The organism is Methanimicrococcus hongohii, assembly GCF_032594095.1.
Classification (GTDB): domain Archaea; phylum Halobacteriota; class Methanosarcinia; order Methanosarcinales; family Methanosarcinaceae; genus Methanimicrococcus; species Methanimicrococcus hongohii.
In genome coordinates, this window is record NZ_CP131059.1 from 1,986,649 (window position 1) to 2,008,821 (window position 22,173).

Genomic DNA, 22,173 nt, shown 5'->3' on the forward strand with positions numbered 1-22,173 from the left:
TGTTTCAAAGCCATAACATAAACAAATTAATAATATCCAAAAATCGGCCTTTTTCAATATCCGATTCGCCACAGAGGAAAAATATTAATTAGTTTTCCGTTCGGCTTAATTATCGGATTTTTGATTGAATTTCACTTTTTGAGATATTGTTGTTTATGCGCACAGAACAGTTCAACGAGCTGAAACAACAACAACCAAATATGAAATGACTGCAGCAATTTTTCTAAATTTTGTCTTATTTCGCAGTCATCATTTGACATAAAAGGTGAATACATTGACAGTTGGAATTGTTTCCTACGGCGCTTACATTCCCCGCTACAGAATTAAAACCGAAGAGATCGCTAAGGTTTGGGGCGGAGATGCCGAAATTTTAAAGAACGGTTTAAAAGTCTACGAGAAATCCGTTCCTGATGTTGACGAAGACGCGGCAACCATTGCCGTATCTGCCGCAAGAAATGCCGTCAACCGTGTCGGTCTTGACGCAACCAGAATCGGAGCGGTTTACACCGGTTCCGAAAGCCACCCGTACGCGGTCAAACCGACCAGTACAATCGTCGCAGAAGCCGTCGGCGCAACGCCCGAAATGACTGCGGCAGACTTCGAATTCGCATGTAAAGCAGGTTCCGCAGCCGTCCAGGTCTGCATGGGTCTCGTCGGATCCGGCATGATCGACATCGGTCTTGCAATCGGCGCTGACGTCTCACAAGGCGCTCCCAACGACGCGCTCGAATACACGGCAGCAGCCGGCGGCGCAGCATTTGTGATCGGCAACAAAGAATCCGAACTCATCGCAATCATCGAAGACACATACTCTTTTACAACAGACACACCCGACTTCTGGAGACGCGAAAGCCAGCACTATCCGAGCCACGGCGGCCGTTTCACGGGAGACCCCGGTTACTTCAGACACGTCACAAGCGGCGCAAAAGGACTTCTTAAAAAGATGGGAACCAAACCGGAAGACTACGACTATGCCGTTTTCCACCAGCCCAACGGCAAATTCCCCGAACGCGCCGCGCAGATGCTCGGATTCACAAAAGAACAGATCAAACCCGGACTTGTCGTCCCGAGACTCGGAAACACATACTCCGGTTCCTGTTTGATGGGCATCGCAGCAACGCTTGACATCGCAAAACCCGGCGACAGAATCTTTGCAACCGCTTACGGGTCAGGCGCAGGATCTGACGCATTCAGCATCCGCGTGACAGACAACATTGAAAAGTACCGCGGCAAAGTCCCGACAGTCGAAGAGCTTCTCGCCGATCCGATTTACTTGGACTACGGCAAATACGCGCACCACAAAGGTAAGATCAATTTCGGATGAGGTGAAAAAATGAGAGAAGTAGCAATTGTCGGTGCAAAGACAACCGAATTCGGAGAATTATGGGAAAAATCCCTCAGAGACATTGTCGTTGAAGCCGGTGTCGGCGCAATCGAAGACGCAGGCATCAGCGGCGAACAGATTGACGCGATGTACGTCGGCAACATGAGCGGCGGCAAATTCATCGAGCAGGAACACTTGGGCGCATTGATTGCGGACTATTCCGGTCTCGCAAAAGGCCTCAACATTCCGTCCACCCGTGTCGAAGCGGCTTGTGCTTCGGGCGGTCTCGCGCTTCGCCAGGCCATCCAGGCCGTCGCATCCGGTTACAGCGATGTCGTTATCGCAGCCGGCGCGGAAAAGATGACCGACATTGACGGATCAGGCGTGACGGACGCACTCGCAGCCGCAGCCGACCGTGAATGGGAAGGCATTCAGGGAGCAACGTTCCCGGGCATTTACGCAATGATTGCCAGACTCCACATGGAAAAATACGGTACGACAAGCGAACAGTTGGCAGCAGTCGCCGTGAAAAATCACGACAACGGCATCAACAATCCGATTGCCCAGTACCACAGCAAGCTCACGATCGAGCAGGTTTTGAAATCCATTATGGTTTCCGACCCGCTTCACATCTTGGACTGCTCTCCGGTTTCTGACGGTGCAGCCGCAGTGATTGTCGTCCCCGCAGAAGACGCGCACAAATATTCGGACACGCCGATTTACATCAAAGCAAGCGCTCAGGCAAGCGACACGATCGCGCTCCATGACAGACGCGACATCACAACGCTTGACGCGACGGTTGCGGCCGGGAAGCGCGCTTATGAGATGGCAGGCTTGGCCCCGAAAGACATCAGCTTTGTTGAAGTCCACGACTGTTTCACAATCGCCGAAATCTGCGCGATTGAAGACCTCGGTTTCTTTGAGAAAGGAAAAGGCGGTCCGGCTTCCCTTGCGGGAGAAACGGCGCTCAACGCAAAGATCTCTGTCAACCCCTCCGGCGGTTTGAAATCAACCGGTCACCCTGTCGGTGCCACCGGTGTCAAACAGGCTGTCGAAGCTGTCCACCAGCTCCGCGGCGAGGCCGGCAAACGTCAGGTTGACGGTGCAAAGTACGGTATGACGCACAACGTCGGCGGCTCAGGCGCAACAGCTGTGGTTCATATTTTCTCAAACGAGAGGTGATTTACGATGACAGTACCAAGATTCTGGAGAGAGCAGCCGAGCAGATACAACCTTATCGGCTCCCACTGCAAGACATGCGGCAAATACTATTATCCGATCAGAAACCTCTGCCCGGAATGCCGCCGTGACGGTGAAATGGAACAGTACAAGTTCAAAGGAACCGGTAAAATCGTGACCTACACAATCACGCACACCACATCCGATGAATTCAGCGACCTCGTTCCGTATGCGCTCGCAATCGTCGAACTCGATGAAGGCGCCAAGCTCACGACACAAATCGTTGACGAGCCCGAAAAAGTCGCAACAGGCAAACGCGTCCACTCCGTTTTCAGAAAACTCGGAAGCGACGGCGATGCCGGTATCATTTATTACGGTACCAAGTTCGAGCTCGATAAAGAGTAATTTGATAAAATAATTTACAAAAACGAAACATAAAAACGAAACATAAAAACGAATTCACAACAAAATCTGAAAGATTTGAATATGTGAATTTATTCGAAAACTTCAATTGAATGAAAAACGAAAACCTAAGCCCCGATTCGTCGGGGCTTTTTTTGGTTTTGAAATTTAATACTTATTTTATATAATGAACATTTTTCACTATTTTATAATTTCAAAATCTATCTATTTCATGCTCGGGATACCTATTTATCTGATGTGTTCTTCTATCTTCTTATGAAATATTTTCAAGCTGTGATCGTTTTAATTTTTTGTATTTTGATAATCGGCGTTATCGGTTTATTTGCCGTTCTTCCATATTTTGAAACGTCGGATATTGAAGAGTATAACTATGCAACGTTAGGTGAAAAAAGTGATTTAATTGTTTCAGGTTTGGTCGTTCACATTTCAGAAACGTATCCTTTAGATGAAAATGCTTCCGAATCATTTCAAAATGAATCTTTTTCGGGCAGCAAAGATCTACCCGAATCTTATACGGATGTCACTCTTTTGATAACATCTTTCTATCAGGGCGATATTCCTTCCCATTTCGTAACCGTCAGGACATTTCATTACGGTTCAGACTCTTCAAATCCGCTTGACACAGATACATATCATTGGCGCGATGAAATGATTCTGTATTTGGTAAAAGGTGACGAATCAAATGAATATTATTTTGTTTTAACGCCTCTCGGAAAAATAGTCGCGGCTGACGGCAATTATGTCAATGCTCTCAATGAATCCGTCAATTTTGATGAACTGCAGTCAGAATTTGAATACGGTTCCGGGCAAAAACTGAATTATCATGAACCGATTTTCAATCCCGAAACGTTTGATGATCTCAAAGAGGCTTTGGATCCGTTAAACAAAAACATTGAAGATTTCATAACCGGAAGTCCTGAAAACATTCCGAATTATCCGAATTCTACCGGCGTTACGGTTGCAAGTGAGCCGCCGAGTTTTTCGGATGAAACCATTCTTTTTGATTGTCTTCAAAAGTCGGATCTTGCATTTTACGGAACGGTAAATTATACGGAATCATTTGCTTATAATCCGCTCGAGAATCCGGAAGAAGGCAGCATGTATTTTTTCACTCCCGTTATTTTTTCAATCGACGATTTAATCATCGGAGAATCATTATCATCAGAGGTTCAAGTTAATATTTTCGGCGGACATGTTCGGAATTATGTGATTTATAATATCGATGGTCCGACACCATGGGATTTCAATGAAGGAGATAAATATTTGCTCTACTTGACAGAAAAAAACGGGGCATATTATTTGATGTTTAAAGGCATTTATGTTATTCCGGATTAATGGGGTATATTGTTATGAAAATAAATCAGTATTCAATCATTTTTTTCATTTTTTTCATTTTAATTTTGTTTTCAGTTTCAATATCGGGTTGTTTAAAGGAAGATACATCTCCCGTCGAAATTGTTCCGCCCGAAGTGATCTATCCCGAATACAATCTCTCGGAACTTTACAAACACAGTGATTTGGTGATTTCAGGCGTTGTCATTTCAGCGACAGAACCCATGCCGATACTTTTGGAAGAATCCGAAAATCATACAGAAAGGCGTTTGTTCTCTCTTTTTTCAAAAGAAGAATCCGATTCCGAATCCGGTCCGGATTTTGAAACCGAAACTGAGCCGGTTTATGAAACATTGATGAAAACGGGAACTCATTATTCTTATGTGACCGTTTTAATTCGTGATTGTTTCAGCGGGATTCAGCATTCTTATTTCATCAACGTTAAAATCGTCGGCAACAGTGCGGAAGAAGCGGCATATCAATGGGGCGATGTCGTCTTTTTCTTTTTGTCGAAGGGTGATGTATATGATACTGAGAATGAAGATCCAAATTATTTTGAAAACAATAACATTTCAGATGACTCGGATTATTCTGATTATTATTTGATTGTCACGCCGCGCGGTGAAAATCTTTTTGTCGAGAAAATCGATTATCATGACGGCATTGCAATTTATTCCAATCGTTTGAATGAAAATGCCACTTACTCTGAATTGATTCGAAACGGAAATCGAATCGGTGCCGTCAGCGGTGTTAATCAAAAACCGCCGAATTATCTCCGAATCGATCCGACGAAATACGGTTTGAATCCGCTGAATAAAAGAATTCAAGGATTTTATTCCGATCGTGAAAATATTTCATTCGAATTTGAATATGTCAACCCGCAAACATCTCAAAGCAGTATCTATGATTCAAACAGCTTAGCCGTTACCGAACCCGCTGTTGAGCCTGTTTTGTATGCAAATGAAGCGGCTTTTTCTCTGATTGTTGATTCCGATTTGGCTTTTTACGGAACTGTCGTCAAAGAAGCCGATAGTTTTTCCGCCTATCCGACAAACGATGAATCGATTTCAATCACAGGTTCTGAAGTGATTTTCAGAATTGATGATTTGATTAAAGGAAACGCTTCCGGAAATGTTTCCGTGACGGTTTACAGCGGGCATTTTGACGGTTCAAAATTAATGATTCGAAAAAGTGTTCAAGAGCCGATTTCTTGGGACTTGAAAGAAGGAACCCAATATCTGATTTATTTGGAAGAATCATATATTTATAACGGGGAGTTGGAACCGATGATTGGCGGTCTTTATCCTGTTATCACAGATTGATCGGGGGAAATTTTGATGAGTTTGAAAAAGATTGGTTTGATCATTTTTCTTTTGATTTGTTTTGTCTTTATGAGCGGATGTTTAGATTCATCCGAAAATGAGGATGAGATGTATGAAATGTATGAAATGAAGGATTCTGATATCAATAAATACGGACTCAATCCTCTTCATAAAAATGTTTCATTATTCTCTCCTTCTCATGAAAATATCCCGCCAGTTCCTGTTCATTTACAGGGCGCTGAAGGAGAAAATGAAGCGGTCATTTCTGAAACGGGCTATCCGACACCGATGACTTTCAAAGAGCTTTCTGCTCAAATATTAAATCAATCCGAAACCATCGTATACGTCACGGTTCTTGAAGCTTTGCCGGCTGTTCAAACAAGCCCCGATGAAGTTTATACACCGATTATTTTCAAAGTTGATGATCCGGCGGTTGGTAATGTTTCCGATACAATTACGGTTCAAATTAGGGGCGGATACGCTGAGAATTTCGGCTTAGTCAGTGAAGACGGCTATTCCCCGACACCTTGGGATTTTGAAGTCAGCGATAAATATCTTTTGTATTTGAAAAATCCGAATTCTAATTCAATTGAAGAAAATTATTATCAATTGGTTTTCCGCGGAATTTTTGTTGTCAACGATTGATCTGTGTTTTGGTTAAAATGTCTTATCAACTAATTATAAAAGTGATTTATAAATATGATCTAATTATAAAATTCGGATAATTATAAAGGTGGGATTTAATGAATATTAATACGAGTCGAGTAATTTTTTGCATTTTATTCATTTTAATTTTATTTTCAATTTCAATATCGGGTTGTTTAAAACCCGACACAATTAATCCGCTCAGCAAAAACATCTCGGAAATCATTCCCTCTTCTGATAATGTTCCAATGCCCGAAGATCACAAAAATTACAGACAAATGAATTATTCCGTTCGCGGTTATACAGAAAACGAATTGCTCAATGAATCCGATTTGATTTGTTATGCAACAGCCGCAGAAATTTTCCCGTCTTATTGGAATACGCCTGACGGAAATCCGCCGCTTAACGCTGAAGGCTATGTCACTATTTTAGATTATTCAATTTATACCGATATTGATTTTGAAACGACTTATGTTGTCAAAGGTGATTCTGCCGAACACATAAATGTTCGTGTCAGCAGCGGCGAAGTTGACGGTTTTGTTGTTTATTGTTACGGATTGCTGTCTCCATGGGATTTTGAAGAAAACAGCAATTATTTGCTGTGTCTTTCAAAGACGGAGAGCGGAGACCAATATTACATTTTAAAAGCTTATCATGTAAACGATTAATTCGAATGAAAAAGGGTTGGAAATTATGAATTTTAAGGTTTGTTTCACATTGATTTTATTGGTTCTTTGCGGCACCGTATTTGCAGGATGTCTCTATACAGATGTTTTTCAAGAGTTTGAATTCCGAACGACAAATTTAACAGCGCCTGGCGACCGTGTCGTTGATGAACTTCAGCCTCTTTGGCTGGCTAATGTTCCGAAAGGGAAAGTTTTTCTTCAGCACAGTACAAGCGATCCTGACGGACCGTTTATTAGTTGCTTACGCCCGTGGTATTCCCCCACAGATCGTGTTGAATTTGCGGATGCTGTCGTTTATGCCAGCATCAAAGAAGTTCATCCCGCTGTTTGGGATACAGTTGACGGAAAAGCGCCCGACGGTTACATGACGCCGACGGAATGGACAGATGAAGACGGCAGGACGCATGTCAAATTTGATACCGATAATCGCGGTCATATTTTGTACACTTAGGTGACTTTTGAAATCAAAGATCTTGTCAAAGGCGATTTGGAAGACGAGGTGACGGTTTGTCTTTTCGGCGGTGAAACGGAAGACGTGGTCGTTTATTATCATGAATCCGGTCCGATGCCGTGGGATTTCCAGAGAATTACCGTTTATTTGCTTTATTTGTCTAAAACTTCTTCTCAATGTGACAGCCCTGTGACAATTCAGGACGAAGATGCTTACTTTGTCATGTTCGGCGGCAGTTATCTTGTGACAAGTGATTATGATTCTGATTGGTGGTAATGGGATGATTTCGAAACGGTGATAATATGAAAAAATATCAAAAAACATTGCCGGCAAGTTTTGCCGTTCTCATTCTTCTGATTGCAGGAGCCGCAGGATTTTGGTATTATTGGTTTATTGCCGATGTCAACCCGAATTTTTACGGTTTGAATCCTTTGCATAAACCGGCTTCTGTTTTGGAATCAAAATCCGGTCTGCCGCCGATACCTGATGATATTTTGGAATATTATTATTCTGACAATTATTATTTGTCTTCCATGACTGCTGATGCTGAAGCGGAAAATCCGTTTAAAGCAGCGCGGCGGATAAAACGTGAAGCGGATGTTGTTGTTTATGCAACCTTAAAAGAAATTCAGCCGGCTGTTGAGACTCGTCCTGTTTCCACACCGATTGTCTTTGAAATCAATCATGTTGTCAAAGGAAATGTAACAAATGAAATCACGGTTCAAATCGATGGCGGATTCACAAAAACGAGCGGATATTGGGTCAGCGATACGCGCGGTGTTGTCAGTCCTTGGGATTTTACCGCGGGCGAAAGCTATTTGCTTTATTTGACAGGTCCGTTTGATGACAATCTTGTTTCGGATACGAATTATTATACGCCGGTTAACAGAGGCGTTTTTATTCTGGACGAAAAAATTTAAAAAGTGAGGCGTAGAAACAAATATATATATTATATAATTAATTTAATATTATTATATGCGGCACAATTCAGCCGCATATTTTCAAATAATCTTTATCTGATACACTTTAAAGTTGATACAGGAGTTCATAATTATGAAAAAACAATTATTCTTTATCGGTTTGTGCCTGGTTTTAGGCGCCGTTTTGGTTGCCGGCTGCCTCGGCGGTGACAAAGACAATAATTCGACGAATAACTCGACAAATGGTACGAACAACACCACATTCTTGCCGCCGGACCCGATTGCCGCGCCCGCCGACACTGCAATGTACCGCGGGAATGTGATTAATGTCACAAACCAAAGAAATGAGACTTCTATGACTTTATCCCAGGTCAAAGGGACGAATTTCGGCACTGCAAACATGAAATTTATTTTCGACAACAACTCCAAAATGAATTTCAATCTCTCCGATTTGAAGGAAGGACAATATGTTGAAGTCTACTACGCGCCGCCCGCTGACGGTCCGAGAGAAGAGACAACCGCCATTGTCGCAAACCTGCTTCAGTACGCCAACATGACCGTCTACAACGGCGAAATCGTGAGCGTCACGCCCGAAGTCAATGTCAACAACACGACTTATGTCGGAAAAATCGAAGTCAAACTCGAAAACAATTCAACCATGATCTTTAACTGCGACCGCGACACACAATTCTATATGAATATGTCAAACGTGACAGCAGGAACCAAAATCAATGTTTACGGCAACTGGGTCATCCAGACAAGCAGCCCGCCGCAGACAATGGCTTACGAAGTTCGCGAATATGCCTGATTTATTCCTGTAAATTAAAAAAATTATGAGAACGGAAATTTTTTATTTCCGTCTCCCTTTTTTATTATGCTTTATTGCTTTATTATGCATTAATTCAATTTTTAATTCATACACTGAATTTTTATTATTGTTGAATTTTCTGTCATTTGAATTCTATTTTCAATTTTTTTTAAGGTGCCACTCATGTTGAAATCAAAAGTAATATTTCGATTATCTATTTGTCTGATCTTATGCGCCGTCTTATTTGCCGGCTGTCTTTCTAATGATTCCGGAAATTCCGTGATTCCGGCAAACAATGATGCCGGCGTTTTCAGCGGCACGATTACAAGCGCTGTCGTTTCGGAAGACTCCGTTCTTCTGATTGTTGAAAATGAAAACGAAACACGGTACAGTCGAACAAATATGGTTTTCATTCTCAATAATGAAACAGAAAATTATGCCGAAAACACAGATGCTTACCAATCGGCAGTCAACAAATTCATTTTCGTGCGTTATGTCATTCCCGATGACGGTAATTTGTCAACGGTCATCAACGCCGCATCGGCTGAATTGTTCGAAGAAGGCGAAGAATTGCTTTTAATTCGCGGAACCGTTGAAAAAATAACTCTTGATGCCGATTCGGAAGGCAAAGGAAGTTTCCGATTAAATGCAGCAAACGGAACGCCGATTGATCTCTCTTATAATTCTTCGACTTATATCGCCGAAAATATTCCGGCCGGCTCAAATGTGACGGTTTATGCAGGACCTTATTTAATGGAAAGTTATCCGCTTCAAGGTTGGGTTTATGAAGTTTGGCTGAACTAATAATATTTTTGGAATAATGTTATCATTGAATTCAACATTTATTCCAATTAATATTTATTCAAGGTGTTTTCAATGAAATTATTCTTAAAAATCGGATTTTGTTTAATTTTATGTGCTGTTTTTCTTTCAGGCTGCCTTTCAAATGATTCATCAAATTCGAATGATTCAGTCGCAATCAATCCTGAAATGGACGTATTCAGCGGACATATTACAGAACTTCGAACTGTCGGTGATGATTTGTATTTAACGGTTGAAAATGAGAATATTTCACATTACGGTCAAACAAAGCTGTATTTCATTGTTAACAATGAAACCGTGAGTAATTTTTACGTTGCCGATACTTATTATCCGGAAGAAGGACGATTTATTTATTTGCGGTTCACTCCCGACAAAATCAACGGAGTGCTTTCGCCTGCTGCCGTAACACATGCCACTTTATTTTACGAAGGAACAGAATTCCGTATGTTTAACGGGACAATTGAAGACATCTATATTAACACTGATTCAGAAAGGTGGTATGACGGCGCTTTCCTGGTGGATAATACATACTTCAAATTTTCATCTTCGACTTATTTCTCGGAAAATATTACAGAAGGGATGGATGTTTTAATTTATGCCGAACCTCTAATTCTTACAACTTCTCCCGCGCAGGGCTGGGCTTACGAAGTTTGGCTTTCTGATGCTTCAACATCTGTTCATTTGGATAACACAGATCAAAATTCAATAAATCCGCTGAACAAAAAAATCGAACCTTATTCTCCCGGAAGTGTTCCGTATGAAGACAATATCGTTTTTGAAACATGGTCAAATTATTCAACCGTCGGTTATTCCAATGAAACTTTACTTCCCGAAGCAGACATTGCTTTTTACGGAACCGTCGAAACCATAAATCCGTCTGTTTGGACAACTTCTAATCAGGAGCCGCCGAGCGGCCTTTATGGTGCTGTTTCCGGAAAAGGCGGTTACGGATCGGAGGACGGAACTTATATTGAATATGATTTGGTTTCGATTTCGGGCTGTGATGATTACATCTGTACGCCTGTCGTTTTTGATATTGATTATTTGATTAAGGGAGAAAATGTGACGGAAGTGACTGTCATTATTCAAAGCGGTCAAATCGGGAACTATATCTCGGTTGAATCTGCTTATCCGCTGATTTGGGACTTAAATGTCGGACAGCAGTATCTCGTTTATCTTAAAAATTACGGCACGGAAGAAAATTCAGTAATGTATCCGGGATTCTTTGTGGTTTTGGAATAATGGTATCATTTAATTGTCGACAATTTCTTATTTTTTCGACAATTTTTATTCTTTTTAAGTGTTCGAATTCATCATTATTTATAATTATATATTTTAATTGTTTCAATTTTAATTTGTAATTATCGGGTATTTTTAAATCCGATTGTTATTGAAAATATTATTCTTTGTTTTTTTAATTGTCATCTTCCTAAACCTTTTGTTTACCCGTTTTTCTCTCTTCGTCAGTAAACGAAACGCATATATACTGCCGTTGAGTTTATCGACTAATAACGAATAAAGAATCATTGTGGTTGATGACTTTTCGTTTAATGTGTTTGTATAAATTTATGAATAAATCAATTATTCAAATTAAAATTTATTAATCAAAATTGGGTTGGCAAAAAAGTATGCTCCTGACAGTTGAGCCGATTGGAAGTATCAGGAAATCGGCGAATAAGACGGAAATTCTCATTTATTCCGAATTTGAACAAGTCGTCACAAACATGGTTCAAAAATTCGGTAACAGTCCCGAGAGAGGTCAAAAACTTCTCGTCGTTCATAAAAGCAAAGAAGGCGTCAATCAATTAAAAGTCACAGAAGCGACATTAATTGAACGCAAAGGCAATTTACTTACTGTTTCTAAAATGGACTCTGAAGGTCCGGTGGTCGACATTTCAACGCAGCCTTCAAGCTGATAAAAACAAATTAAACTCTTCTTCTCAAAAAACCAAAATCCAAATGATTAATGAAAACTTTCTCTTTTCAAAAAAGTCAAAAGATTTCATTTCAAATCCGATTCGAACAAAAACGAATCACTTTCTTCTTCCTTTTCAAACTTTTTTAAAACGCTTTCTCTTAACTTGACGACGTGAGCGTACAAGCTTTCAACATCTTTGATTTCGCGTTTCGAATAAAAAAGCAGTTTTTCGCGCTGAGAAGTTTCAACCCGCACTTCTAAATTTTTGAATTGATCTTCTAACCGCGCCGCCAAAATGCCGCCTTTTCGATCCCAGTCGGTTAAAATGATTGCCGTTTTTCTTTTTTCCGCGATCTCTTCACAAAATTCGGCAGCGGGACGGTTGGCACAAGGAACAATTTCGGCATTGATCCCGAGATTTCGGAGTGAAACAACATCTCTTCGACCTTCGACAATAATTAAAAAAGAGTTGAGCGGTTTTGGGTCGTTGCCGTCACCGTTTAAATCTTTCAGAACGGATTCGATTTCTTCAAGCGCGATTTTATTTCGATCGTCGGCAGCGTGGTGTTTCATAATTTCGCTTCCAAAATCTTTTGAATTTCCGAAACATTTATCCCTTCAATTTTCACCGTTTTTTTAGAACTCGTCATCCCGTTCTCAATTGAAATTCGCGACGAAGAAATCCCGAATAAAGCCGACATTTCGTCAATGATCTGCTCATTCGCTTTTCCTTTCTGCGCCGCCTGCGTAATTTTAATTTCAATGCGTTTGCGCCACTCATTATAACCGCTCGGGACCTGAATCACTTTAGAGCCCGGCGTCACTTCCAAATCAATAAAAACGGCGCCGTCTTTTTCTCTCAGCGCATCTTCAAACGGCATAATTTCTCAAGCTCTTAATAATTAAAATTTAAAATTTAAACATAAAAATAAAGATTTAAAAGTAAAAATTTAAGAGTAAAAAATTAAAATTTCAACAGCGCTTCTTTTCCCGTCATTCCGACTTTGACGCCTTTTGCTTCGGCTTCTTTTGTGACGGCGATAACTTCCGCTTTCAGCATATCGTCAAACGTTTTCACGCCTTTGACTTTTGCCGCGCACGCATTTAAATTGTCGGCCGCGGCAATATCCAAAAAACCGCACGCTAAAAAAGATTTGTCGGCAGAGCGGATGAGAAGAAACGGCGCCGGCTTTAACGAAATTGAATAAGCGTCAAACATTTTTCCGTCAATTTCCAATGTTTCAAAAATCATTTTCGGGCTCCGATTCTTTTTTTATTTTATTTTGATTTATTATTTTGATTAATATCAATTTAATTTCTCAAATATTAAATTCATAATTTAATCTATCAATTCAGCCTCTTGTCGTCACTTCGCAGCCGTCTTCGGTCACAATAACGGAATGCTCCGCCTGCGACACCAAGCCGCCCGACACTTCAATCAAAACAGGATAACTTGTGATGATGCCGTCTCTTTCCAATTGAATGAGCGCCAAGTCCAATTTGTCGCTCACAAGCCAGCGTTTTGCAAACGGAAGCCCGTTGTAAGCGTTGATTTGTTCCAAAACTTTTCTGACAAACGGAACTCTTGTCGGTTTCAGCTTGACTTGGGAATAAATTTCTTTAATGCTTCCGTTATCAACAAAGCCTTCGCCGTCGGTTGCAAACGGTTCAATCGCAATTGTGTCTCCGACACGCAGTTCGGCGCCGAATCCGGAATGTCTGATGTTCGGAACAGACGGCTCGGCATGCGCCGTGTACTGTGCAAGGCCGTGTCCCATCAGGTTTCTGACCGGGTTGAATCCGAGACCCGTAATCGTATCTTCAACAGCCGCGCCGATTTGCTGTGTCGTCACGCCTGCTTTGACTGTGTCGATTGCCGCTTTCAATGCTTCTTCGCTTGCTTTGACCAAGTCGCCGTGTTTTCCGGAAAGATCAATTGTCATGGCACCGTCAGCGATGTAGCCGTCGACATGAACGCCGACATCGACTTTGACGACATCTTCGCCGAAAACGCGCGTGTCATTCAAAAGAGGCGTATCGTGAGCGGCTGCTTCATTGAATGAAATGTTGACGGGAAAAGCCGATCCGTCGGCAAGTTCGAGAATGCGCTCGTCAATAAAGCGCGCGTATTCGTAAACATTCATTCCGACTTTGATTTTATCGCGCGCTTCTTTCATGATTTGCTGATGAACCTTGCCGGCGGCTCTGTATTTATCCAGAACGTCATCCGTGTTGATTTCATTGATTTCCGATTTTGACATGATTTTAATCCTGATAATTGTTAAATGAAATTTAAAGAAATTATTAAAATGAAATTTAAAGAAATTATTAAAATGAAATTTAAGAAATTGTTAAAAAGATAATCTTAAAAGTCATTTTAATTTATAAATCATATCTTAAATCATTTTCATCATTTCATCAATTTCAAAGATTTTCGGCATCGTATTCAAATTTCGGCAGCCGTCTTTTGTAATGACAATCGTATCTTCGATTCGAATGCCGCCGACACCCGGATAATAAAGCCCGGGCTCAATCGTAATGACGTTTCCTTCTTCCAAAACGTGCGGATTGTCCGACACAGAAGGCATTTCATGAATGTCGAGTCCGACGCCGTGTCCCGTTGTGTGAATGAAACCGACTTTGGATCCGCTTCTGTAAGTATCAAAGCCTGCATTTTCCAAATAATCGCAAACCGCATTGTGAACTTCCGCGCACGTGACACCCGGTTTTGCTGTTTTGACGCCGATTTCCTGCGCGCCTTTGACCGCATCATACATGAGAATCAATTTTTCGGAAACCTCGCCGCGAATCACGGTTCGAGTCATGTCGCCGAAATAGCGGTTGTATTTGTGCTGCGGAAAAATATCGATCACGATCGGATGATTCGCGTAAAGCGCGCCGTACGTTTTGCCGTGCGGGTCGGCGCTGTCGGGACCGCAGGAGACAATCGTTTCTTCATCGGCGCAATCGTTTTCCATTAAAACGCGGGCAATTTCCGATAAAACCATTTTTCCGGTCAGCACTTGCCCGTCGTAAACCAATTTTCCGCTTCCTGTGGCGTCGGGAAATGAAAAACTGATCATTTTGATCGCCGCCGCCATTGCTTTTTCCGCCGCTTTTTGGGATTCTGCAATCTTTTCGATTTCAATCGGCGTTTTCACGGCTCTTGATTTGACAAAAGGCGATTTGATCAAAACAACACGGACGCCTTCTTTTTGAAGCATGTCAAAATAATAAGCCGAAAAATCATAAGAAACGGCAACGGTTTTGACATTTTTTTCCGCCATCATTTCTTTCAAAACGAGAACATAAGCGAGATCGGCATCTTTCTTTTCTTTGGCGATTTCGCGGTATTTGTAATCCGTTGTCGTTTTGATTTTTTCATTTTCAACGCGAGATTCAATTTCGGCGCGACCTTTTTCCATGTCCGATATCAAAAGTGTTTCGTCGCCGGCAGCGGTCAGCAAATAAGAAAACGGATCGGACGCCAAAAAGCGCGTCGCATAATAAATATCGCTGTCGTGAAGTGCCCCGTGCATCAAATAAGCGTCTGCGCCGACGGCTTTCAAGGATTCGGAAATGTCTGTCGGCTTTGTTTTCGGAAGTTTTTCCGTTTCTTCATTTTCTTCAAGTTCTGAGATATTTTCAAGATTTGTCATATATTAAGATTGATTTTGATTTATATTTAGTCTTAGGTTAATTTTATTGATAGAGGATACAATTTAAATAAATCTCAAGATGTAACAAAGTTGAAATTAGGTTTTTGATTTAATTGAATAAATTGGATTAAAAGCGGAAGGATTGGATGACACAAGATATTGATTTTGCCTTAGTTGAAGAAAAAAGACCCCCCATATACACAGCAATGAAGTACTGGGGAAAAAAGCCGCATAATATTTGGGGTAAATATATTGACACCTATACTTCCGAAGACGGATTTGCTTTGGATCCATTTTCGGGGAGTGCAATGAGTGCATTTGAAGCTGTAAAAAACGGGCGTAAAGGCATAGCATTTGATTTGAATCCTTTAACTTCGTTTATCATTGAGGTTTATGCAACCGTATTTGATCGAGAATCTTTTTTTAATTCAGTGGATTTGATTATTTCTAAAATTCAGTCTGATCCTGTTTATATTAAATATTACAGCCATTCTTGTCCGAAATGCGGGTCTTCTGATGCGTTTGCTCAACATTTTAAATGGGATGATGGAAATATATATGAAATTGGAGTTTTTTGTTCTCGTTGTAGGGAACGTTCATTAGTTTCTCCTTCCAAACATCAGAAACAGTTATCTGAAGAAATGTTCACAATCAATCAACCTCGATGGTATCCTTCTGATATGTTTTATAAGTCTCCCAGTTTTTCCTCCTCTTTTTTAAAAAACATCGGCAGCTCAAACTTTTCGGATTTATGGACACCTAGAAATCTTTACATTTTATCTTTTATATTTGATGAAATTATCAAAGAAAATAATCGTAATTTACAATTACAATTATTGTTTGGATTTATCCAAAGTTTGCATCTTTGTTCTAAAATGTGTGTTCCAAGAAGAACTGCTGCAAACCGTGATTTTTCAACAAGTTGGGGCAGGTCTGCATATATATGTTCTAAAAGACAAATGGAAATGAACCCTCTGTTTCTTTTTAAGAATAATTGTATTGGAAAACAATCTGTTCAAAGTGCATTAGAAGGCGTTGTCAGTTATCTTGGAAAAGTTCCAAAAATTGAATATATTGATAAAGATTTTAAAAAAAATCAATCAACTACTGCTGATATTATTTATGGTGTTATTGATATTAACCATATTACTGATTATATTGCAGATGAAAGTATTAGTTTTATTATTACTGATCCCCCCTACGGCGGATTAGTTCAATATCTTGATTTAAGTCAAATTTGGTTAATTTGGCTAAAAAAATATGATTTAAAATATGCTTCTGACATAAATGCGGAAATTACTGTCAAAAAAGGATTTTTTGGGCTTTCTGATTACTCTATGAGATTTACAAAAGGCATTAAAAATCTCTATCAAATTCTTGAGCCAGATGGAAAGATTGTTTTCACTTTCCATAATAAAGATTTGATGATTTGGAATTCTTTTCTAAGGTCTCTTAGTGAAGCCGGTTTTAAAGTTGAAAAAGTCATTCATCAACAAAACAGGAGGACAGGCGAGTCAAATGTTGCAAATCCTTATGGTACGTCAGCAAGTGATTTTTACATCCGCTGCAGTAAATCTTCTTATGTGGAAAAAATAAAAACAACAAGAGATGAATTTGAAAATTTTATTATTGATCGAGCAGTAAGTATTATTCACGCAAGAAATGAACCCACACCTTATCAGATATTGTTTAATGGATTATTATCGGAAATTTCAAAGGCAGGTTTTAATCTTGATCAGTTTGATGAAAATATTAATTATTTTTTAGAAAAACATATAGGGGATATTTTTGTTATTGTTAGCAATAATGAACTTTTCGGTAATTTATGGTGGCTAAAAGATGAATTTACTGATTCTGAAAACACAGTTGCATTAAGTGAACGGGTTGATGAAACAGTTCTCACGTTGTTTATGAACAAAAAAGAATTAACTTTAGATGAAGTCCTTGCAGAAATATTTATTAAATATCCAAATGGTTTAACTCCCGATATTAAAAGTATAACATCTTACATTGAGAAATATGCATACAGATCTGGATCTAAATGGGTGTATAAAGGGTAAAGGGAATCAATTATGGAAGGCAAATATGATCCAAGAAATAAACTTAATGATTTAACTGGAAAAGAGTGGCTTAAACTCACAAAAAGTTTCTGGGTTTCTGAAAAATGTGCTGATGATAAGGCTGCTTTTGCACATCCTGCACCATTTTTAATTAAAGACATCGAAAAGTTGATTTCTTTTTTTACTAAGAAAGGAATGCGTGTTTTAGATCCTTTTATGGGTTCGGGAACTACGGGGGTTGCTGCTTATAATTTGGAGCGTGTTGGAATTGGCGTTGATTTGAATGAAAAATATCGTTTGCTTGCTATTGAAAGATATTCCAAAAAGGGAATGATTGAGGATGATTATGAATATATTGTTGGTGATTCAACTAAAGATCTACATTTAATTTCCAATATAGATTATATCGTTACGTCTCCTCCTTATCATAATATCCTTAAAAACAATTCGAAAGGTTTAAGAAATGATAATAGTCATAAAGGGTATAGAAACGGCTCCCGACTAGGAGTTGAATACTATTCGGATTGTCCATCCGATTTAGGAAATCAGGATACATATGGAGATTTCTTAAATTTGTTGCGCCTTGTCATGGAACAATGCTATCTGATATTAAATGACAACAAATACTGCTCCATTGTCATAAGTGATTTTACAGTTGACAAAAAAGAAGTGTGTGTTCAATCGGATATTGTTTCATTGATGGAAAGTATCGGATTCGAATTTGTTGGAACCATTGTTTTATTGCAAGACAATAAACCACTTTATCCATTCGGTTATCCATTTGCGTTTAAAATCAATCACATGCATCAAAATATAATTAATTTCAGAAAAAGGGTGTTGGTATGAGTTTTTTTGATCAATATTACTCAGAATATATGAATACGCAAGAAGGGTTTGATAAATTTCATAATGAAGTTATCAATATGCCACGCGATCATTTTTCAGATATGAATCTAAATAAGATTCAATCTCTTTCGGCATACCTTTTATTGACTGAAAATAAAATTAATTCAGGATTTAATTATAAAGAATTAATGTTTTGCATTCATTCTATCTTGCCCGAATTGGATACATTAAAACCTGTATTTCGTGATTTTGACATGGAAAAAAGATATTTTGATTTTTCAGATTCCGATATAAATGATCATTACAACAAAGAAGGGCGTATGTTCAGGCATTTGATGTTTTTGTCTGAATTTTTTGGAATGATCTATGAATCTAATGGTTTTAAGTGTATTAATTATAATAAATGTCGAGAATATTATACGACAGAAAGGGCATTGTTAATTCCAGTTATTCGAAATAATTTAATTTTGATGAATATTAATACAAACAGCTTTTTTAAATCTCTTAAATCCATTGATGTCTCTGCCGATGCTGATTACAGGCCCGCCTATCTGATCTTAAAATATATGTCCGAGATAAATAGGTCTGTTACAAAATTTGAATTATCTATTTTATTTGGCAGAATTGATTCCCTTCAGAAAGATTCCGAAATTTTAGGTCGTGCATTAAATATTGGACGAACACTTCCCTCTTCAGAAGGAGATCAAAAGAGTTTTTTCTTTAAAAAGATGGGGTGGGAACGCGAAGGTCGTCTTTTCGCATATCGTTCTTCGCAAAGTCCAACTTTTAAATTTAAGAGTTTTATATTGTATCTTGATTGTTTTGGTTTAATTGAATATAATCAAACATTAGACATATATAATCTTACAGATTATTCAAAAAAGATATTAGATGACGATATTTCTTATCTGGTAGCAGATTTAGAAAATTTACTTTCAATTATTGATAATTACAGTGGCGGAAATAATGAACTTAATGATTTAATTTTACACCAAAGGAATCCTGAATTATTAAAATTAGCTCAAGACAATCCCGATTTCGAAATGAAAATGAATTTAAGAAGTATAAATAATCCAATGGTTGATTCGGGAGGCAAAAGGCGAAGAAATCGGTTAATTGCAGAATTAGCTAAAATCAAAGCACAATATATGTGCCAATACCTTCAAAAACATATTTTTAAAATGTCTGATGGTAGACATTATTGTGAAGCGCATCATATAATTGAATTTTCTACAGAAAATGGTCCCGATATTACGCTTAATTTGTTAGTACTAGGACCTGAGGCTCATATGCTTCTACATCATGCATGTAAAGATGAAAAAGACGAAGTTTATTTACAACTTGTCAAAAATAATATTTTAAATTTTGATAGATTTAAAGATATGATTGTTGTTTATCGTTGCTTAACTTTGGATCATATTGAGATTTTACACCATAAAAAAATCATCACAAATAAAGAAAAAGAAGAGCTAATCAGATTAACTTAATCTTTTTCTTTATTTATTTAAATTCCGGCTCCCGTTTTAAATTCGTCTAATCCGATTTCATCAATATATTTGCCGATTCTCTTTTTTGAATTTTTCTCTTTCATATAACAAATAATCTTTTCAGTCATCGCGAGCGCTTCTTCTTCCGAAAGCCCTTCGGCGACTAAGTCTCCGATGCGCGGCATTGCGCCGGCGCTGCCGCCGACATAGCATTTAAAACCATTCGTATCGCCGACAAAACCGATATCTCGAATCAGAGATTCCGAACACGAAAGCGTACAGCCCGAAACGGCAAGCTTCATTTTGGCAGGCGTTGCCATGCCGTGATATTTTTCGTCCAGCTTCAATCCGAGACTCATGGAGTCCTGTTTGCCGCGCTTGCAAAATGTCGTTCCGGGACACGCGCGAACACTGCGGACACACACGCCGATTGCAGCGCCGGGATCCATGTTTAAATCTTTCCATGCGCTGTCGATTTCTTCTTCTTTCAGTCCGATTAAAACGATGCGCTGCGACGATGAAATTTTGATTGCCGCCAAATCATATTTTTCGGCGACATCTGCGATGTTTCGAAGTATTGCAGGCGTTAAAAGTCCGGCAGGCGTATGCGGCGCAATCGCGTAAGTTTCGCCGTCGCGCTGAATAATTGCGCCTTTTTCTAAAAGATCCGTTTTCTTGTTTTCTGTCATTGTAACCCTCTCTTTTACAATTGAATTAATTATTACAAATGATGTGTGATTTTATTATATATTTTGTCTTTTCTTGTTTTGCGACTGCAGCGGGACAACAGTCGGCTGTCCGCCGCCCGCCGCGCGCGAGCCGCTCCGTTTTTCAAAAAATGATGAAAATCGCTCATCGATTTTTGAAATAATGAAAAATAAAAGTAAATGTTATTCTCTTATCACCGTTTTTTAAAATCTTTGAATTTTGTCAGCAGTGCTGACACAAAACTTCGTGTTTTGTTTTTGTTCTTTTGTTGTCGTTTTTCAAAATCTTTGAATTTTGTCAGCAGTGCCGACACAAAACTTCTTTTTTATTTTTGTTCTCTTATCATCGTTTTTTAAAATCTTTGAATTTTGTCAGCAGTGCCGACACAAAACTTCCTCTTTCGTTTTTATTCTCTTGCTATTGTTTTTAAAAATCTTTGAATTGTGCCGGCACTGCCGACACAAACTTTATTCTTACTCATAAATCAATTCGCAAAGAATCGCTTCTTTTTGTCCCGATTCTGTTTCTCTTAAAAACAAATGCACTTTTTTAGAGCCGTCTAAGTTCGCTTCCAACTGATTTCGAATTCCCCAGTAATCTTTCGGGTCAATGCTTCCGCGAAGCGTCACTTTTCCGACATTGCTCTTTTTCAAAAACTCATTGATTTCTGCATAATCATTTTCCGTTTCAAACGGCATGATTCGAAGAACAATGAAATTGCTTTTGTTCATCGGATTCACCGTTAATAAATCCGCCGTCAGCAATGTTCTCTTCTTATCAATTTTCATCACGCGAACGTGCCCCCCCGTCGCTTTGATCATATCATCGACAAGCTCATTGAGAAGTCCCGCGGCAATCACGGCAGGATCGGGCTCAAACATAAAAAGCATCGGTTTATCGGTTTCAACCAACGGCGGAAGTTCTACAGGCGCGTCAACCAACGCGTTTCCTTCGGGAAGCGCCACGGCAATTCTGTTGTATCTTTTCACACCTTTGCCGAAATAAAGCGTCAGGCGATTCAGTTGACCGTTCAATGAAATATATTCTTTCTCGCAATCAAAATCGATGCGCTCGGGCGGCATTTGCGGCGGCGCTTCAAACGCGAAATTCTGCGTCTTCTCGGCGTACGCTTCCATCACCATCGGAATTCCGGGGCGCAGACTGTCGACTTGGCGCATTTCCTCCTCGGGCGGGCGGGCCGGATCGGAAAAGACGACATCGACTTGAGGAATCTGAGCAATCACGGCCGGATCAAGCGCGTCGCCGCATATGAAAGTGATGTTTTCAAGCCCGTGTTTCGCGCAGTTCTCTTTCGCATATTCCAATTTCTGCGAATCGATTTCGACCGCGTAGACATGTTTGCAGCGCTGCGCAAAATAAATCGTTTGGCCGCCGATTCCGCAGCTGATGTCGGCAATCGTATTGCACGCAAGACGCGCTGCTCTGTATTTCGCGACAGGCTCGGGCGTTGCAAAGCGCAGCCCATCCTTGTCGGATGACATTTTTTTCTCGAAAATCTTTTTTTGAGACATCTTTTCTCTTCCAATAATTCAATAAAAATCATTAATCAATCTTCAAAGTTA

The 22,173-nt window shown here is 39.6% G+C and carries 24 protein-coding genes; 17 read left to right on the plus strand and 7 right to left on the minus strand.

Annotated elements, in window-relative coordinates:
* Nucleotides 1-274: 274 nt before the first annotated feature.
* The 14 genes from MmiHf6_RS09105 to MmiHf6_RS09170 all read left to right on the plus strand — a co-directional run bounded on the left by MmiHf6_RS09105 (nucleotide 275) and on the right by MmiHf6_RS09170 (nucleotide 11,828).
* The gene (locus MmiHf6_RS09105; RefSeq protein WP_316557475.1) at nucleotides 275-1,324 is read left to right on the plus strand and encodes a hydroxymethylglutaryl-CoA synthase; all 1,050 of its coding nucleotides are present in this window, start codon (nucleotides 275-277) and stop codon (nucleotides 1,322-1,324) included.
* Between the two features lie 9 nt (nucleotides 1,325-1,333).
* Nucleotides 1,334-2,506 (plus strand): acetyl-CoA acetyltransferase, encoded by a 1,173-nt coding sequence (locus tag MmiHf6_RS09110; RefSeq protein ID WP_316557476.1) that lies wholly within the window; start codon nucleotides 1,334-1,336, stop codon nucleotides 2,504-2,506.
* Between the two features lie 6 nt (nucleotides 2,507-2,512).
* On the plus strand, nucleotides 2,513-2,908 hold the full coding sequence (locus tag MmiHf6_RS09115) for a Zn-ribbon domain-containing OB-fold protein (RefSeq protein ID WP_316557477.1): 396 nt from the start codon (nucleotides 2,513-2,515) through the stop codon (nucleotides 2,906-2,908).
* A gap of 273 nt (nucleotides 2,909-3,181) precedes the next feature.
* On the plus strand, nucleotides 3,182-4,261 hold the full coding sequence (locus tag MmiHf6_RS09120; RefSeq protein WP_316557478.1) for a hypothetical protein: 1,080 nt from the start codon (nucleotides 3,182-3,184) through the stop codon (nucleotides 4,259-4,261).
* A gap of 65 nt (nucleotides 4,262-4,326) precedes the next feature.
* Entirely contained in the window at nucleotides 4,327-5,580 is a 1,254-nt protein-coding gene (locus MmiHf6_RS09125) for a hypothetical protein (protein WP_316557479.1), read from the plus strand.
* 15 nt (nucleotides 5,581-5,595) lie between these two features.
* A complete protein-coding gene (locus MmiHf6_RS09130; RefSeq protein ID WP_316557480.1) occupies nucleotides 5,596-6,225 on the plus strand; it encodes a hypothetical protein in 630 nt (209 codons plus the stop codon).
* A gap of 98 nt (nucleotides 6,226-6,323) precedes the next feature.
* Nucleotides 6,324-6,893: a hypothetical protein gene (locus tag MmiHf6_RS09135; RefSeq protein ID WP_316557481.1), complete on the plus strand. Its 570-nt coding sequence runs from the start codon at nucleotides 6,324-6,326 to the stop codon at nucleotides 6,891-6,893.
* Between the two features lie 25 nt (nucleotides 6,894-6,918).
* Nucleotides 6,919-7,362: an immunoglobulin domain-containing protein gene (locus tag MmiHf6_RS09140; protein ID WP_316557482.1), complete on the plus strand. Its 444-nt coding sequence runs from the start codon at nucleotides 6,919-6,921 to the stop codon at nucleotides 7,360-7,362.
* Nucleotides 7,363-7,638 carry a hypothetical protein gene (locus MmiHf6_RS09145; RefSeq protein ID WP_316557483.1) on the plus strand — a complete coding sequence of 92 codons (276 nt, stop codon included), beginning with the start codon at nucleotides 7,363-7,365 and terminating at the stop codon, nucleotides 7,636-7,638. It abuts the gene before it with no gap.
* 26 nt (nucleotides 7,639-7,664) lie between these two features.
* Complete coding sequence (locus MmiHf6_RS09150; protein ID WP_316557484.1) at nucleotides 7,665-8,282, plus strand: hypothetical protein; 618 nt, start codon at nucleotides 7,665-7,667, stop codon at nucleotides 8,280-8,282.
* A 133-nt stretch (nucleotides 8,283-8,415) separates the two neighbouring features.
* Nucleotides 8,416-9,090, plus strand: coding sequence for a hypothetical protein (locus MmiHf6_RS09155; protein ID WP_316557485.1), 675 nt, complete (start codon nucleotides 8,416-8,418; stop codon nucleotides 9,088-9,090).
* Nucleotides 9,091-9,273: 183 nt separating this feature from the next.
* Complete coding sequence (locus MmiHf6_RS09160) at nucleotides 9,274-9,894, plus strand: hypothetical protein (protein ID WP_316557486.1); 621 nt, start codon at nucleotides 9,274-9,276, stop codon at nucleotides 9,892-9,894.
* A gap of 72 nt (nucleotides 9,895-9,966) precedes the next feature.
* Entirely contained in the window at nucleotides 9,967-11,154 is a 1,188-nt protein-coding gene (locus MmiHf6_RS09165) for a hypothetical protein (RefSeq protein WP_316557487.1), read from the plus strand.
* 386 nt (nucleotides 11,155-11,540) lie between these two features.
* Nucleotides 11,541-11,828: a hypothetical protein gene (locus MmiHf6_RS09170; RefSeq protein WP_316557488.1), complete on the plus strand. Its 288-nt coding sequence runs from the start codon at nucleotides 11,541-11,543 to the stop codon at nucleotides 11,826-11,828.
* An 86-nt stretch (nucleotides 11,829-11,914) separates the two neighbouring features.
* Here MmiHf6_RS09170 and MmiHf6_RS09175 read toward each other — a convergent pair whose 3' ends face one another.
* The 5 genes from MmiHf6_RS09175 to MmiHf6_RS09195 form a co-directional block, all read right to left on the minus strand.
* Nucleotides 11,915-12,403, minus strand: coding sequence for a toprim domain-containing protein (locus MmiHf6_RS09175; RefSeq protein WP_316557489.1), 489 nt, complete (start codon nucleotides 12,401-12,403; stop codon nucleotides 11,915-11,917).
* Entirely contained in the window at nucleotides 12,400-12,711 is a 312-nt protein-coding gene (locus MmiHf6_RS09180; protein WP_316557490.1) for a DUF167 domain-containing protein, read from the minus strand. Before MmiHf6_RS09180 ends, MmiHf6_RS09175 begins: the two co-directional genes overlap by 4 nt.
* A gap of 83 nt (nucleotides 12,712-12,794) precedes the next feature.
* Complete coding sequence (locus MmiHf6_RS09185; RefSeq protein ID WP_316557491.1) at nucleotides 12,795-13,082, minus strand: YunC family protein; 288 nt, start codon at nucleotides 13,080-13,082, stop codon at nucleotides 12,795-12,797.
* Nucleotides 13,083-13,182: 100 nt separating this feature from the next.
* Entirely contained in the window at nucleotides 13,183-14,091 is a 909-nt protein-coding gene (gene map / locus MmiHf6_RS09190) for a type II methionyl aminopeptidase (protein WP_316557492.1), read from the minus strand.
* Between the two features lie 135 nt (nucleotides 14,092-14,226).
* Nucleotides 14,227-15,489 carry a M24 family metallopeptidase gene (locus tag MmiHf6_RS09195; RefSeq protein ID WP_316557493.1) on the minus strand — a complete coding sequence of 421 codons (1,263 nt, stop codon included), beginning with the start codon at nucleotides 15,487-15,489 and terminating at the stop codon, nucleotides 14,227-14,229.
* Nucleotides 15,490-15,635: 146 nt separating this feature from the next.
* On the opposite strand from MmiHf6_RS09195, the gene MmiHf6_RS09200 reads away from it, so the two are divergent.
* Genes MmiHf6_RS09200 through MmiHf6_RS09210 form a run of 3 tightly spaced genes read left to right on the plus strand, consistent with a single transcriptional unit; the run spans nucleotide 15,636 to nucleotide 19,882 of the window.
* On the plus strand, nucleotides 15,636-17,549 hold the full coding sequence (locus MmiHf6_RS09200) for a hypothetical protein (protein WP_316557494.1): 1,914 nt from the start codon (nucleotides 15,636-15,638) through the stop codon (nucleotides 17,547-17,549).
* A 12-nt stretch (nucleotides 17,550-17,561) separates the two neighbouring features.
* Nucleotides 17,562-18,395 (plus strand): DNA methyltransferase, encoded by an 834-nt coding sequence (locus tag MmiHf6_RS09205; RefSeq protein ID WP_316557495.1) that lies wholly within the window; start codon nucleotides 17,562-17,564, stop codon nucleotides 18,393-18,395.
* Nucleotides 18,392-19,882 (plus strand): hypothetical protein, encoded by a 1,491-nt coding sequence (locus tag MmiHf6_RS09210; RefSeq protein ID WP_316557496.1) that lies wholly within the window; start codon nucleotides 18,392-18,394, stop codon nucleotides 19,880-19,882. The genes MmiHf6_RS09205 and MmiHf6_RS09210 overlap by 4 nt, the downstream gene beginning before the upstream one ends.
* A 17-nt stretch (nucleotides 19,883-19,899) precedes the next feature.
* Here the strand turns inward: MmiHf6_RS09210 and MmiHf6_RS09215 are convergent, their stop codons facing one another.
* Together MmiHf6_RS09215 and MmiHf6_RS09220 are read right to left on the minus strand one after the other, a co-directional pair.
* Entirely contained in the window at nucleotides 19,900-20,571 is a 672-nt protein-coding gene (locus tag MmiHf6_RS09215) for a nitrite/sulfite reductase domain-containing protein (protein WP_316557497.1), read from the minus strand.
* A 492-nt stretch (nucleotides 20,572-21,063) separates the two neighbouring features.
* Nucleotides 21,064-22,122, minus strand: a complete 1,059-nt coding sequence (locus MmiHf6_RS09220; RefSeq protein ID WP_316557498.1) for a methyltransferase domain-containing protein — start codon at nucleotides 22,120-22,122, stop codon at nucleotides 21,064-21,066.
* Nucleotides 22,123-22,173: the final 51 nt, after the last annotated feature.

Bases quoted from the DNA above. Each gene is read 5' to 3' on its own strand.
- MmiHf6_RS09115 (WP_316557477.1), top strand. From the start codon at position 2,513: ATGACAGTACCAAGATTCTGGAGAGAGCAGCCGAGCAGATACAACCTT.
- MmiHf6_RS09120 (WP_316557478.1), top strand. From the start codon at position 3,182: ATGAAATATTTTCAAGCTGTGATCGTTTTAATTTTTTGTATTTTGATA.
- MmiHf6_RS09195 (WP_316557493.1), bottom strand. From the start codon at position 15,489: ATGACAAATCTTGAAAATATCTCAGAACTTGAAGAAAATGAAGAAACG.
- MmiHf6_RS09130 (WP_316557480.1), top strand. From the start codon at position 5,596: ATGAGTTTGAAAAAGATTGGTTTGATCATTTTTCTTTTGATTTGTTTT.
- MmiHf6_RS09205 (WP_316557495.1), top strand. From the start codon at position 17,562: ATGGAAGGCAAATATGATCCAAGAAATAAACTTAATGATTTAACTGGA.
- MmiHf6_RS09185 (WP_316557491.1), bottom strand. From the start codon at position 13,082: ATGATTTTTGAAACATTGGAAATTGACGGAAAAATGTTTGACGCTTAT.
- MmiHf6_RS09220 (WP_316557498.1), bottom strand. From the start codon at position 22,122: ATGTCTCAAAAAAAGATTTTCGAGAAAAAAATGTCATCCGACAAGGAT.
- MmiHf6_RS09165 (WP_316557487.1), top strand. From the start codon at position 9,967: ATGAAATTATTCTTAAAAATCGGATTTTGTTTAATTTTATGTGCTGTT.
- MmiHf6_RS09155 (WP_316557485.1), top strand. From the start codon at position 8,416: ATGAAAAAACAATTATTCTTTATCGGTTTGTGCCTGGTTTTAGGCGCC.
- MmiHf6_RS09135 (WP_316557481.1), top strand. From the start codon at position 6,324: ATGAATATTAATACGAGTCGAGTAATTTTTTGCATTTTATTCATTTTA.
- MmiHf6_RS09210 (WP_316557496.1), top strand. From the start codon at position 18,392: ATGAGTTTTTTTGATCAATATTACTCAGAATATATGAATACGCAAGAA.
- MmiHf6_RS09170 (WP_316557488.1), top strand. From the start codon at position 11,541: ATGCTCCTGACAGTTGAGCCGATTGGAAGTATCAGGAAATCGGCGAAT.
- MmiHf6_RS09175 (WP_316557489.1), bottom strand. From the start codon at position 12,403: ATGAAACACCACGCTGCCGACGATCGAAATAAAATCGCGCTTGAAGAA.
- MmiHf6_RS09200 (WP_316557494.1), top strand. From the start codon at position 15,636: ATGACACAAGATATTGATTTTGCCTTAGTTGAAGAAAAAAGACCCCCC.
- MmiHf6_RS09180 (WP_316557490.1), bottom strand. From the start codon at position 12,711: ATGCCGTTTGAAGATGCGCTGAGAGAAAAAGACGGCGCCGTTTTTATT.
- MmiHf6_RS09215 (WP_316557497.1), bottom strand. From the start codon at position 20,571: ATGACAGAAAACAAGAAAACGGATCTTTTAGAAAAAGGCGCAATTATT.
- MmiHf6_RS09160 (WP_316557486.1), top strand. From the start codon at position 9,274: ATGTTGAAATCAAAAGTAATATTTCGATTATCTATTTGTCTGATCTTA.
- map (WP_316557492.1), bottom strand. From the start codon at position 14,091: ATGTCAAAATCGGAAATCAATGAAATCAACACGGATGACGTTCTGGAT.
- MmiHf6_RS09140 (WP_316557482.1), top strand. From the start codon at position 6,919: ATGAATTTTAAGGTTTGTTTCACATTGATTTTATTGGTTCTTTGCGGC.
- MmiHf6_RS09110 (WP_316557476.1), top strand. From the start codon at position 1,334: ATGAGAGAAGTAGCAATTGTCGGTGCAAAGACAACCGAATTCGGAGAA.
- MmiHf6_RS09150 (WP_316557484.1), top strand. From the start codon at position 7,665: ATGAAAAAATATCAAAAAACATTGCCGGCAAGTTTTGCCGTTCTCATT.